General features: G+C 66.1%; 11 protein-coding genes. 5 read left to right on the top strand and 6 right to left on the bottom strand.

Annotated elements, in window-relative coordinates; genetic code table 11:
• Positions 1-32 precede the first annotated feature (32 nt).
• Together ACTEK7_RS23850 and ACTEK7_RS23845 are read right to left on the bottom strand one after the other, a co-directional pair.
• Entirely contained in the window at positions 33-587 is a 555-nt protein-coding gene (locus ACTEK7_RS23850) for a flavin reductase family protein (RefSeq protein ID WP_036009648.1), read from the bottom strand.
• 115 nt (positions 588-702) lie between these two features.
• On the bottom strand, positions 703-1800 hold the full coding sequence (locus ACTEK7_RS23845; protein ID WP_036028702.1) for an LLM class flavin-dependent oxidoreductase: 1098 nt from the start codon (positions 1798-1800) through the stop codon (positions 703-705).
• A gap of 217 nt (positions 1801-2017) precedes the next feature.
• On the opposite strand from ACTEK7_RS23845, the gene ACTEK7_RS23840 reads away from it, so the two are divergent.
• The 3 genes from ACTEK7_RS23840 to poxB all read left to right on the top strand — a co-directional run bounded on the left by ACTEK7_RS23840 (position 2018) and on the right by poxB (position 5425).
• Positions 2018-2932: a 2-dehydro-3-deoxygalactonokinase gene (locus ACTEK7_RS23840; RefSeq protein WP_225148036.1), complete on the top strand. Its 915-nt coding sequence runs from the start codon at positions 2018-2020 to the stop codon at positions 2930-2932.
• Between the two features lie 14 nt (positions 2933-2946).
• Positions 2947-3579, top strand: a complete 633-nt coding sequence (locus ACTEK7_RS23835; RefSeq protein WP_225148035.1) for a 2-dehydro-3-deoxy-6-phosphogalactonate aldolase — start codon at positions 2947-2949, stop codon at positions 3577-3579.
• A gap of 109 nt (positions 3580-3688) precedes the next feature.
• Complete coding sequence (poxB, locus tag ACTEK7_RS23830; protein WP_225148034.1) at positions 3689-5425, top strand: ubiquinone-dependent pyruvate dehydrogenase; 1737 nt, start codon at positions 3689-3691, stop codon at positions 5423-5425.
• Between the two features lie 2 nt (positions 5426-5427).
• Here poxB and ACTEK7_RS23825 read toward each other — a convergent pair whose 3' ends face one another.
• Both ACTEK7_RS23825 and ACTEK7_RS23820 read right to left on the bottom strand, forming a co-directional pair.
• Positions 5428-5787 (bottom strand): hypothetical protein, encoded by a 360-nt coding sequence (locus ACTEK7_RS23825; protein ID WP_225113897.1) that lies wholly within the window; start codon positions 5785-5787, stop codon positions 5428-5430.
• Positions 5788-5855: 68 nt separating this feature from the next.
• Positions 5856-6764, bottom strand: a complete 909-nt coding sequence (locus tag ACTEK7_RS23820) for a PaaI family thioesterase (RefSeq protein ID WP_225148033.1) — start codon at positions 6762-6764, stop codon at positions 5856-5858.
• Between the two features lie 135 nt (positions 6765-6899).
• Here ACTEK7_RS23820 and ACTEK7_RS23815 point away from each other — a divergent pair, with 135 nt between their 5' ends.
• Entirely contained in the window at positions 6900-7220 is a 321-nt protein-coding gene (locus tag ACTEK7_RS23815; RefSeq protein WP_036009675.1) for a hypothetical protein, read from the top strand.
• 236 nt (positions 7221-7456) lie between these two features.
• On the opposite strand, the gene ACTEK7_RS23810 is transcribed toward ACTEK7_RS23815, so the two are convergent.
• Positions 7457-8926 (bottom strand): amidase, encoded by a 1470-nt coding sequence (locus ACTEK7_RS23810; protein ID WP_225148032.1) that lies wholly within the window; start codon positions 8924-8926, stop codon positions 7457-7459.
• 116 nt (positions 8927-9042) lie between these two features.
• Positions 9043-10152 (bottom strand): cyanuric acid amidohydrolase, encoded by a 1110-nt coding sequence (gene atzD, locus ACTEK7_RS23805; protein WP_225148031.1) that lies wholly within the window; start codon positions 10150-10152, stop codon positions 9043-9045.
• 242 nt (positions 10153-10394) lie between these two features.
• Between atzD and ACTEK7_RS23800 the strand changes: the two genes are divergently transcribed.
• Positions 10395-12731 carry a Tex family protein gene (locus tag ACTEK7_RS23800; protein WP_225148030.1) on the top strand — a complete coding sequence of 779 codons (2337 nt, stop codon included), beginning with the start codon at positions 10395-10397 and terminating at the stop codon, positions 12729-12731.
• Positions 12732-12748 lie beyond the last annotated feature (17 nt).

Below are 12748 nucleotides of genomic sequence, written 5' to 3'. Positions count from 1 at the left end.
CAAGGGGAGAAGGAAGAAAGCGAGCACTCGTCCTACGAAAAATCCGTCCAGCTCAGATGCCGTGCGTCGAGATCGCCGATCGTCACGTTCTCGCGGAGTTCTCGTGGCGTGTGGAAATTGCTGCGCAAGTACACCAGCGGCGTGACGGCAGCGGAATGCGAGGCGCTGCGGACCTCGCCGACGAAGATCGAATGCGTCGTCGTCTCGAACTCCTGCGCCAGCACGCAGTCGAACGCGGCCACCGCGTCCGCCAGCACCGGTGCGCCGGTCACGCCACGCGTCCATTGCCCGAAGGCGAAGCGATCGTCGCCGTCGACGCCCTTCTGGCCGCTGAAGGTGAGGGCGAGCAGCGCGTGATCCTCGTGCAAGAAGTTGATGGCGAAAGCACCTTCCTCCCGGATGCGGGCATGGGCGCTGGCGTTGCGGTTGACGCAGACGATCAGCGAGGGCGGCTTGTCCGACAACGAGCAGGCTGAGGTCACCGTCAGCCCCGTGCGCCTGCCGTGCTCGGCGCCCACCGTGACCAGCGCTACCGCACCGGCACATTGGCGCATCGCCTGCTTGAAGTCCTTCGCGTCCACCGTCACGCGGAAATCTCCCAGAATAGAAGCGGGTGCGGCACGATCGCGCCGCACCCGGCGCCAAGAGTCTAGCATGATCTCTTCGGAAAACCGCTATGCACTTTTCCGGATCATGCTTGCGTCAAGCCGCCTTCTTCGCGGAGCCGAGATGCCCAAGGCGCGGCATCACCTCGTTCTTCAGCAGCGAGAGCGAGTGGTGCCAGGCCTCGGCCTTGTGCTTGTAGTCGAAGCCGAACACGAGCAGCACGCCGAAGCCGCCGACCTCGTCGTAGATCTTCTCGATCTTCTCGGCGACCGTCGCGGGCGAGCCGACGATCCAGTTCCGCTTGGCGCAATATTCGACAGTGACGTCGCTGTCTGGCACATCGGGCGCGTGCTTCAGATAATCCTTGAAGCCGAAATGCCCGAGCAACGGCAGGAAGTACTCGCTCATCATTCGGCCCATCATGTCGCCGGTCGAGAGTTTCCAGGCCTCTTCGTCGGTGTCGGCGACGAATACCTCGCGCACCAGGCGCCAGTCCTGGCGGTTCGGCTTGCGGCCGGTCTTCGCGGCCCCGATCTCGACCGAGTCCCAATGGCTCGAGACATAGGCCGGGTTGAGGTTGAGGCTCATCGGGATGAAGCCGCGCTCGCCGGCGAGCTTGAGCGTGTCCGAGTTCTTGGACAGACCGGCAACGCCGATCGGCGGATGCGGCGCCTGCAGCGGCTTGATATGGGGCTTGAGGAAATCGAACATCGTGTCCGGCTTGGTTACCGTCCAGTACTTGCCCTTGTGGGTGAAGGGCGCCGGCTCGGTCCACAGCTTCAGGATGATCTCCAGCGCCTCGCGCGTCATGTCGCGGTTCTGCCCGCTCATGCCATCGACGTTGAACATCGCCCAGTCGCTCGGCAGCCCGCTCGCCGCCACGCCGAAATTGAGCCGGCCTTCGGAGAGATGGTCGAGCATGGCGACGCGGTTGGCGAGTTCGGCCGGGTGATGGTAGGGCAGCAGGAAGCCGCCCGGACCGATGCGCAGCTTCTTGGTCTGCATCAAGGCCTGCGCGATCAGGAGGTCCGGCGTGGGATTGGGTTCCCAGGGCGCGGTGTGGTGCTCGCCGACCCAGGCCTCCTGATAGCCGAGCTCGTCGAGCCAGCGCATGACCTGCAGATCCCAGTCGTTCCCTTCCTTCAGGCCGCACTCCGGCGGATGCGAAGGCATCGTGAAATAGCCGATCTCCATGGGTTTCCTCATCTGATGTTGACGCGTCTTGTCGCGCGTTGACGGAGTTGAGTGACGAAGTGTCAGCAAGCGTTGTGCCAGCGCGGCGGAGCCTCAAAATGAAGAGAAAGGGCTGGTTTGCCCGCGCAATAGCCGGTATCTCGACGGGGGCCTGCTGGACATCGTCTCATGTGTCGCGAGACGGCGTCTTGGCCATGAGACGAGGACGAGACCTGACATGACCGAACCCGCCTATGTCGCGGTGGACTGGGGCACCAGCAGCTTCCGGCTCTGGCTAGTCGATCCCGCCGGTCAGGTGCTGGCCGAGCGCCGCAGCGGTGAGGGCATGCTGGCGGCGGCTAGGACCGGCTTTCCTGCCGTGCTGCAAGCGCATCTGGCCGCGGTCGAAGCGCCCGCGCATCTGCCGGTTCTGGTCTGCGGCATGGCCGGTGCCAAGACCGGCTGGGTCGAGGCCGGCTACGTCGACACGCCGGCAAAGCTCTCAGCCGTCCTGAAACAGGCCGTGCGCGTGCCGGGCGAGACGCGCGACATTCGCATCCTGCCGGGCATCGCCCAGCGCGATGCCAAGGCGCCGGACGTCATGCGCGGCGAGGAGACGCAATTGCTCGGCGCGCTCGGCCTCGATGCCGCGGGCGAGGCGCTGGTCTGCATGCCCGGCACGCATTCGAAATGGGTGCGGGTGAAAGACGGCACGGTCGAGCGCTTCTCCACCTTCATGACCGGCGAGCTGTTCAGCGCCGTCTCGCGCGAGACGATCCTGTCGCTCGCGGTCGCCGGCGCTGATGACGCCGAAGATTTCGCGAGCTTCAAGGCAGCCGTAAAGGCCGCATTCGATGCTCCGGCCTTCGCCGCCAACCTGCTGTTCACTGCACGGTCGCGACAGCTCTTGTTCGGCGGCACGCCGGCAGCGGCACGTGAGACGCTGTCGGGCACGTTGATCGGTGTGGAGCTCGCGGCAGGGCTCTCCGGCACGGTGCCGCAAGCGGGCGTCCAGCTGATTGCCGCGGGGCGGCTTGCGGTGCTGTATCGGCTGGCATTCGAGGCGCTCTCGGTAACCGCAAATCCGGTCGATGCGGATGAAGCCGTCCGCCGCGGCCTGTCGATGGCGGCAGCCGCGATCTGGACAAAGTAGAAGGACTGCGAGAGATGAGCGTTCCCTTTCCGCCGATGCAGCGGCCGCTGGTCGCGATCCTGCGCGGCATCAAGCCTGAGGAGACCGAAGCGATCGTCGGCGTCTTGGTCGAGGCCGGCATGACCGCGATCGAGATCCCCCTGAATTCACCCGATCCGTTCCACTCGATCGCGGTTGCCGTGAAGCTCGCGCCATCAGGCGTGTTGATCGGCGCCGGCACGGTGCTGACGACGGCAGATGTCGATCGTCTCAACGATGTCGGCGGCAGGCTGATGGTCTCGCCCAATGTCGACACCGAAGTGCTGGCGCGCGCGCATCAGCATCGCATGGTGACCATGCCCGGCGTGTTCTCGCCGACCGAGGCGCTGCTGGCGGCGCGCGCGGGCGCGTCGAGCCTGAAATTCTTTCCGGCGAGCGTGCTCGGCGCTGCCGGCATCGCCGCGATCCGTGCCGTGCTGCCGGCAGGCGTGATGATCGCCGCCGTCGGCGGCGTCTCCGACCAGAATTTTGCCGAGTACATCAAGGGCGGGGTGACCGCCTTCGGGCTCGGCTCCAGCCTCTACAAGCCAGGTATGACGGCAGCAGATGTCGCAGCCCGCGCAGAGGTGACAATTGCCGCTTACGATCGGGCAATTGAGAAAGATTGAGCCGACAATAAACTAGCCGTAATCCTGACTTGGTCTATTCTGCCATATGGTGGCGCGATGCCGACATGCGCGCATCGTGTTATGCGACTGGGTGAATCAGGAGACCGACATGGCGATCAACAACGTGGCCGATCTGTTCGTGGCAACGCTCGAACAGGCCGGGGTCAAGCGCATCTACGGCATCGTCGGCGACAGCCTGAACGCGCTCACCGAGGCGCTGCGTCGCCGCGGCACGATCGAATGGATCCATGTCCGCCACGAGGAGGTCGCGGCCTTCGCAGCGGCCGGCGAAGCCGAGATGACCGGGAGCCTCGCGGTCTGCGCGGGCTCCTGCGGCCCCGGCAATCTGCATCTGATCAACGGCCTGTTCGATGCGCATCGCAGCCGCGTTCCCGTGCTGGCGATCGCGGCGCAGATCCCGACCGCCGAGATCGGCGGCGGCTATTTCCAGGAGACGCATCCGCAAAACCTGTTCCGCGAATGCAGCCATTATTGCGAGCTGGTGTCGGACCCGAGCCAGCTGCCTTTCGTGCTGGAGAATGCAATTCGCGCGGCGGTCGGCTTGCGCGGCGTTGCCGTCGTCGCGATGCCCGGCGATGTCGCGTTCCGCAGTCCTCCGAAGCGCGCGCTGTCGACGACGCGCGGCCTTGCGCTGGCTCCGCCGAAAGTCGTGCCGCAAGCGGATGAGCTGCAGGCGCTCGCGGATCTCCTCAACGGCGCCGAGCGCATCACGCTGTTCTGCGGCCGCGGCTGCGCCGGCGCGCATGCGCCTTTGATGCAACTCGCTGAAGCGCTGAAGAGCCCGATCGTGCACGCGCTCGGCGGCAAGGAGCATGTCGAATACGACAACCCCTATGACGTCGGCATGACCGGCTTCATCGGCTTCTCCTCGGGCTACGCCGCGATGCACGCCTGCGATGCGCTGGTGATGCTCGGCACCGACTTCCCCTACAAGCAGTTCTTCCCTGATGATGCGAAAATCGCGCAGATCGACATCCGCCCGGAAAATCTGGGGCGGCGCTGCAGGATCGATCTCGGCCTCGTCGGCGACGTCAAGCTCACCATCGAGGCGCTGCTGCCGCTGCTCACGGCCAAGACGCAGCGCAAGCATCTCGACGACGCCGTCGCGCACTACAAGAGAGCCCGCGAGGGCCTCGATTCGCTCGCCAGGGGCACGCCCGGAGCCAAGCCGATCCATCCGCAATATCTCGCCAAGGTCATCAGCGACCATGCCTCCGACGATGCCGTCTTCACCGCCGATGTCGGCACCCCGACGGTGTGGGCGGCGCGCTATCTCGACATGAACGGCCGCCGCCGGCTGATCGGCTCCTTCGTTCACGGCTCGATGGCCAATGCCATGCCGCAGGCGATCGGGGCGCAAGCGGCGCAGCCCGGACGCCAGGTCATCTCGCTCTCCGGCGACGGCGGCTTCACCATGCTGATGGGCGACCTGATCACGCTGACGCAGGAGAAGCTGCCGGTGAAGGTGGTCGTCTTCAACAACGGCGTGCTCGGCTTCGTCGCGCTCGAGATGAAGGCGGCGGGCTTCGTCGACACAAATGTCGACCTGGAGAACCCGGATTTCGCCGCGATGGCGCGCGCGATGGGCATCTTTGCCAAGCGCGTCGAGGATCCCGGCGAGCTTCCGGGCGCGATGAAAGAGATGCTGGCGCACAATGGGCCGGCGCTGCTCGACGTCGTCACCGCCAAGCAGGAGCTGTCGATGCCGCCGACCATCACGGCCGAGCAGATCAAGGGCTTCAGCCTCTGGGTGCTCCGCGCGGTGATGAACGGCCGCGGCGACGAGGTGCTGGACCTCGCGAAGACGAATCTCTTGCCGCGGTGATATCAGCCGGCGCGGTGGTTCACCTCTCCCCGCCGAGGAGAGGTGAACGTCTGCCAGTGCAGCACGACGCCGATCAGCATCGCCGGCACGAAGCCGAGCGCGATCAGGAAATGCGGCAGCTGCTTCGGCGAGATTAAGGCGATCGCGATATCGGAGATCAGCCACAGCGCTGCGAACATCACCGCAAAATCCGTTCGCGGGCACCGCAGGTAATAGAACACGGCGGTGATGACGATGGCCGGGCCGATCGCGATGCCGATCATGATCGCGGTCAGCTCCTTCGGCGTCAGCGTGTCGAGTACCATCGATGCCAGCAGCCAGAGTGCGGCGAACATGGCAACGATGTCGAGCGGATGCCGCAATCCAATTCCTCTGGCGAAAGGCGCGCTATCGTTGGGGCCGGAGCTGCGGCCGTCAAGTCAAAATGGGCTTATTCCTCGTCACTTCCAGGCGTCGGGCGCAGCATGAAGTGACCGAAAGCGGTGGCGATCGGCCTCGTCGCATCGTCCTGCCAGGCCCGCGCCTCGAAGGCGACGATACGTCGGCCCTGCTTCACGATCGAGACGTCGGCAAACGTGTCGAGCGCGCGTCCGGAGCGCAAGTAGTTGACGGTGAGGCCGATCGGCTTGGGCGGTGCGCCAGCGCCGAGCTCCCGCGCCACGCCGATGATGGCGGTGGTCTCGAGGAAGGCGCCCGTCATGCCGCCATGGATCGCCGGCAGGATCGGATTGCCGATGATCTGCGGCGAGAACGGCATCGTCAGCGTGCCGTCATCGTTGACGCGGATGCCGAGCGCGCGCGCGAACGGGCTGCGCGCAAAGGGCCCGTCCGGATCCTCCGGCGCCTCCAGCGTCGGGATGCTGCGCGCATCCATCCGGTGGTCGGCGAGCATGTTGGTGCGGTTGGCGCCGATCATGAAGCAGGCGGTCGCGGTCGCGACCGGATCGTCCTCGGACTCCTGATAGGCGGTGGAGCGCACGAAGGCGATCGAGCGCGTGGTGCGGTAGCAGACCGAATGCGCCTTGATGTCGAGGCCGGGCGTTGCCGGTTTCTGGTAGTCGATGCGAAGGTCCAGGGTCGCGATCGCGCGGGTGCCGTCGAGCGCAAGTTGCACCGCCATGCCGCAGCTCTCGTCCAGCATCGCGGTGACGACGCCGCCATGCAGCACGCCGGTCGCGGTGTCGCCGACGAAGGCCGGTCGATAGGGCAGGCTGGACCACGCCTCGCCAGGTGCGAACCGGTCGAGCTGGAGCCCGCTGATATGGCCGTAATCGGAGCGGCGGCCCTTGATGGCCTCGGCGAGTTCCTCGAAGGCAAGCGTGGTCGGCGTGGTGCTCATGGGGACCTTCTAGACCAGTGTCGGGCCTCGCGCAAAACCCGGAATGAGCCCCGCATCGGCGGTTTGGTCTCGACAGGGCGCGCCGAAGCGCCGATGGTGGGCGCTTCGTTCGTCGATGCACTGCAAGGAGCGCCCATGGCCGACCCCGAAACGCCCTCGACCGCCCAGGGGCCCGTCACCATTTCCACCTCCAGCGCCGAGCGGGCGCCGATCATCTATTTCGACGGCGCATCCTGCTTCGGTCACCACAACGGCGCGATCCAGATCGAGCTTGCCGCAAACCTGTTGATGCCGGTCGGCGCCGCCGTCAGGGTCGACGTGGTCCAGACCGCGCATCTGCGTTGCAGTGTCGCCGCAGCACTGGCACTGCGCGAAGCCCTCGAAAAGGCGCTCGCGATGTATCAGCAGGGTCAGAAGCAGCCGGTGGCGGAGGAGATACCGGCGGTCAAGAACTGAGGCTGTTGCGATCGCGTATCGATGCGATCGCACACTTGCTAAAGCGAGATCCATGCCACGGGCTCGCTGCAACCTCTCCCGCTTGCGGGAGAGGTCGCGCCGAAGGCGCGGGTGAGGGCTTTCTCCTCTAGGGGATTGTCCCATCGCGGAAACACCCTCTCCCCAGCCCTCTCCCGCAAGCGGGAGAGGGAGTGCACCTCCGCCGTAGCGATCGAACTGATCTCATCACGCTCTAGTTAGCCTACATGCACCTTCGGTTTTTTGCCGCCGTTCCACTTGCCGTCGAGCGCGCGCTCGATCTGGGCGGCTAGCTGCAGCAACAGGCCGTCATTGGCCTGCTTGGCGATGGCCTGGATGCCGAGCGGCAGGCCGTGGTCTTGCGCCGCCATCGGCATCGAGATCGCCGGCATGCCGCAGAGATTGGCGAGCGGCGTGAAGGCGAAGAAGCGCCAGAGATTCTCGAACCAGTCGCGCACATCAGGATTGTCCGAGATGGTGAGATATTCCCTGGTGCCGACCTTCGGCGTCGGCAGCGCCGTGATCGGCGTCAGGATCACGTCCCATTGCTCGAAGAAGCTGCCGAAGCCGCGCGAGGTCGTGTTGAACACGGCCTGCATCTTCGCCCGCTCGGCAAAGCTGGTGTGGCGCCCGGCTTCCCAGATGCGGATGTTCATCGGCTCGATCAGATCCTCCGGCGGCTTTTCCAGTCCGCGCGCGGCGAGCATGTTGGAGATCACCACCGCGAAGTTCGAGATGTAGCAGGTGGTCTGCGCCTCGAAGGCGGCCGGGAGGTCGATCTCCGGCAGCGCATAGTCGACGTGGTGGCCGAGGCCTTCGAGGAAGCGTCCGGCCTTCTCCAGCTCGGCAGCGAGCTCGGGCGCCGCGGTGTAATTGCCCCATGTGTGCGACAGCGCGATGCGAAGCTTGCCGGGATCGCGCTTGATCATCTCGCAATATGGCTGCGCCGTGGTCCAGAACGGCATGAACTCGCCGGGCGCAGGCCCGCGCGCATGATCGACGAAGGCGGCAGTGTCGCGCACCGAGCGCGACTGGCAGCCCTGGATCGAGACGAGGCCGGTCAGGTCCGACATGTGCGGCGCGAGCGAGAACACGCCGCGCGAGACCTTCAGGCCGATATTGCCGTTGACGCCGGCGGGAATGCGGATCGAGCCGCCGCCGTCGGTCGCATGCGCGATCGGCACCACGCCCGCGGCCACCATCGCCGCGCTGCCTGCCGATGAGCCGCAGGTGGTGTAGTCCGTATTCCAGGGATTGCGCGTGACGTAGACGGCAGGATTGTCGGCCGACGAGCACACGCCGAATTCTGGCGTCGTGGTGCGACCGATCAGGTTGAGCCCCGCCTGACGGAATTTGCCGGTGAGGAACGTATCGGCGCTCGCGCGATTGCCGCGCATCAGCAGCGATCCCATCTCCTGCAGCCGGCCCTTCATGGTCGGTCCGAGGTCCTTCATCAGGAAGGGCAGGCCGGCGAACGGACCTGCGAGATTGGCGCCGTCCTTGGCGGGATCGGCGATCACGTCCTCGAACAGCTCGACCACGCCGGACAGCGCTGGATTGACCTTGGCAACGCCCGCGGCGGCCTGGCGCGCCAGCTCCTTCGCCGTCAGCTCGCCCTTGCGAACGCGCCCCGCCAGCGCGACGCCATCGTGCTGTGCCCATTCATTCCAGCTCATCGGCAAAGTCATGAAGTCAAATCCCCTTAAGGCCGCGGCGTCACCTTTTTCGCAACGGCCCGCGTGAATCAACCGAGGCGCCACGAGGGGCAGGGTTGCGCCCGGCGGAGAGGTCGGGCTGCCGGCTATCAATCCGACAGTCGTGCGATCGCTGCAACCGGGCCGCCGCCGGCCGGCCCCTGATGCTCGGCGCCGCCGGACACGTAGATTGCGCCGGTGCCGGCAAGGCCCGCGATCAGGCCGCCGACCGCTGCGCGGGCGTGGCGTGTCGCGCTGATGTCGGTGTCTTCAAGCATGGTGTGGCGGAAGCCGCGCACTGTGCCGTTAGGCGAGGCCTCCGCCTTGGCGAAGATGTTGACGAGCGTGCGGCCCGCGGTGGTTTGCGGCGCAGTGCCAAGCCCGACGCTGTTCAACGCCGATACCACCGCCGCGGCGTCGATGGCATCCTCCATCACGGCATGGCCGATCTCGAACTCACTCGCTGAAGATGCCGAGTTGCCGAGCACGATGACGACGTTATGCATCAGCTCGATCCCCGACGAGGTCGAGGCCACCTTGGAGAACAGATCATAGCGCCGCAGCACGTCCTCGTCGCCGACGTCGGAACTGATCTCGCCGAGCGCGACCGCAACGCCCAGCGCGGACGCACCGCGCGAATAGGCCATCGAGCTGTAAGCGCTTGTCGTTGCCGTTGTGGTGCCGCGGGCGTTTGCCGCCGCAACGCGCTCGCTGGTCAGCAGCGGGCACTTGATCTGCACGAAATGAACGTCCGCGGGATCGTTGATGCCGGCATCGGCCATGGCGGCTCGCACGGCCTTCGCTGTCTCGGCGATCTGCGCGGCGCGGCCGAGCTCCTCGGGCAAGAAGTCCCGCGTGTGCGCCATGCCGATGCTGAGGCGCTTGCCGTAGAGGCGTGCCGGCTGCTCGGCCTCGCTGCGCGCGAACACCGTGATGTGCGGGCTCAGCACGCCCTCGGTGCCGCCGGACATCACGAAGGCGATACGCTGCTCGACTGCCTCCGCCGACAGGCCAAGCTTGGGTGCCAGCGCCGTACATAGCGCGGCCACCGCGTATTCCCGGGTAAAATCGTTGACGCCGCCATTGCCCTCGGTCTTGCCGAGAACGGCGAGGATCGAGGTGGGATCGATCGCGCCTGAGCCGATCAAGTCCATCAGGCCGGAGACGTCGCCGGGTCCTGCGGTGGCGATCCTGAAGACGCCGACCGATGTGGTACGCATGATTGGTCCTCGTGCGGAGTGTTCGTTGGCCCGGCGGGAGCAAGCAGGCGCGGAACGCGGGGCCGATGTCAAGTCGCCGCGCCCCCACGAATGTGGCGAGATCGCATCGGTCGGGCAAAAAATCCTCTGTCGACGGTTGCGCACCGCACCTTGATGAATCAACCTTGGTTGGTCCATAAGCGGCGTCCCGCGGCCGGTGGTTCGCCCCTGCGCCCGCGTGCTTGGATTAGAGGGAATCTCGCGTGGCAAACATCAACCAGAAAATTGCGCAGGAGCTTGGGGTTCGCGCCGAGCAGGTCGAGGCGGCGGTGACGCTGCTCGACGGCGGCGCCACGGTTCCCTTCATCGCCCGCTACCGCAAGGAAGCGACCGGTGCGCTCGACGACGCGCAATTGCGCACTCTGGAGGAGCGCCTGGTTTACCTGCGCGAGCTCGAGGATCGCCGCAAGGCCATTCTCGAATCGGTCCGCGAGCAGGGCAAGCTCGATGCGGCCCTCGAGGCCTCGATCATGGCCGCTGACAGCAAGGCTCGCCTCGAGGACATCTATCTGCCGTTCAAGCCGAAGCGCCGCACCAAGGCGGAGATAGCCAAGGAAGCCGGCCTCGAGCCGCTCGCCAACCAGCTTATGGCTGAGCCCGGCAATGATCCGAAGGTCGTGGCGGAAGGCTTCATCAACGCCGAGAAGGGCGTCGCTGACGCCGCTGCCGCGCTCGACGGCGCCCGCGCCATCCTGGTCGAACGCTTCGACGAGGATGCCGATCTGATCGGCGCCCTGCGCGAGGAGATGTGGACCAATGCGCGCATGGCCTCCAAGGTGCGCGACGGCAAGAAGACCGAGGGCGAAAAATTCGCCGACTATTTCGATTTCTCCGAGCCGCTGACAAAACTGCCCTCGCACCGCATCCTCGCGATGTTCCGCGGCGAGAAAGAAGAAATTCTCGACCTGCAAATTCAGCCCGAGGCCGAGGCGCCGCCGCCGGGCGTGCCGAGCGCCTATGAATTGAAGATCATGAAGCGGTTCGGCATTGCCGATCTCAAGCGTCCCGGCGACCGCTGGCTGATCGATACCGTGCGCTGGGCCTGGCGAACCAAGATCCAGGTGCATCTTAATATCGATCTGCGCATGCGGCTGTGGAATTCGGCCGAGACTGAGGCCGTGCGCGTGTTCGCCTCGAACCTGCGCGACCTCCTGCTGGCCGCGCCCGCCGGCACCCGCGTCACCATGGGGCTCGATCCCGGCTACCGCACCGGCGTGAAGGTTGCCGTCGTCGATGCCACCGGCAAGGTGGTCGACACCACCGCGATCTATCCGCACGAGCCGCAGCGGCAATGGAACGAGTCGCTGGCGACGCTCGGCCGGCTCGCCATCAAGCACCGCGTCGAGCTGATCGCGATCGGCAACGGGACCGCCTCGCGCGAGACCGACAAGCTCGCGACCGAGCTGGTCAAGGGCCTGCCCGAGCTGAAGATGAACAAGATCGTGGTCTCCGAAGCCGGCGCGTCGGTCTATTCGGCCTCGGCCTTCGCCTCGGAGGAGCTGCCCGGCCTCGACGTCACCCTGCGCGGCGCGGTGTCGATCGCGCGGCGCCTGCAGGACCCGCTCGCCGAGCTCGTCAAGATCGAGCCGAAGGCGATCGGCGTCGGCCAGTATCAGCACGACCTCGGCCAGGCCAAGCTCGCCAAATCGCTCGACGCCGTGGTCGAGGATTGCGTGAACGCGGTCGGCGTCGACGTCAACACCGCCTCCGCGCCGCTGCTGGCGCGCGTGTCGGGCGTCGGCTCCGGCCTTGCCCAGAGCATCGTGGCGCATCGCGACGCCAACGGCCCGTTCAGGTCGCGCAAGGCGCTCAAGGACGTGCCGCGGCTCGGGCCGAAGGCGTTCGAGCAGTGCGCGGGCTTCCTGCGTATCCTCGGCGGCGAGGATCCGCTCGATGCCTCCGGCGTGCATCCAGAAGCCTATCCCGTGGTGCGCCGGATTCTCGAAGCGACCAGGAGCGACATCAAGGCGCTGATCGGCAACAGCGACGTCGTGCGCACGCTGAAGCCGAAGGATTTCGTCGACGAGACCTTCGGTCTGCCGACCGTCACCGACATCCTTCGCGAGTTGGAAAAGCCCGGTCGCGACCCGCGCCCTGCGTTCAAGGCGGCGGTGTTCAAGGAAGGCGTCGAGGAGATCAAGGATCTCAAGAAGGGCATGATCCTCGAGGGCACCGTGACCAACGTCGCCGCCTTCGGCGCCTTCGTCGACATCGGCGTGCACCAGGATGGCCTCGTGCACATCTCGGCGATGTCGAGGACCTACATCAAGGATCCGCGCGAGGTGGTGAAGCCCGGCGACATTGTCAAGGTGAAGGTGCTGGACTTCGAGGTCGCCCGCAAGCGCATCTCGCTGACGCTTCGCCTCGACGACGAGGTCGGGCCTAAGAAGGACGCCCCGGGCATGCAGCGCGACAACAATCAGCGCAACGCAAGCCGCATGACGTCGGCGGCGCCGCGCAAGCAGGAATCTTCTGGCGGCGGCGCGCTCGCCGAAGCGCTGCGCCGCGCGGCGGAGAAGAACGGCGGCAAGCGGGTGTAGCGGCTGAGCGGCGCCGT

The sequence above is a fragment of the Bradyrhizobium sp. JHI2711 genome (assembly GCF_056156565.1).
This window is presented reverse-complemented; position numbering and strand designations above follow the sequence as displayed.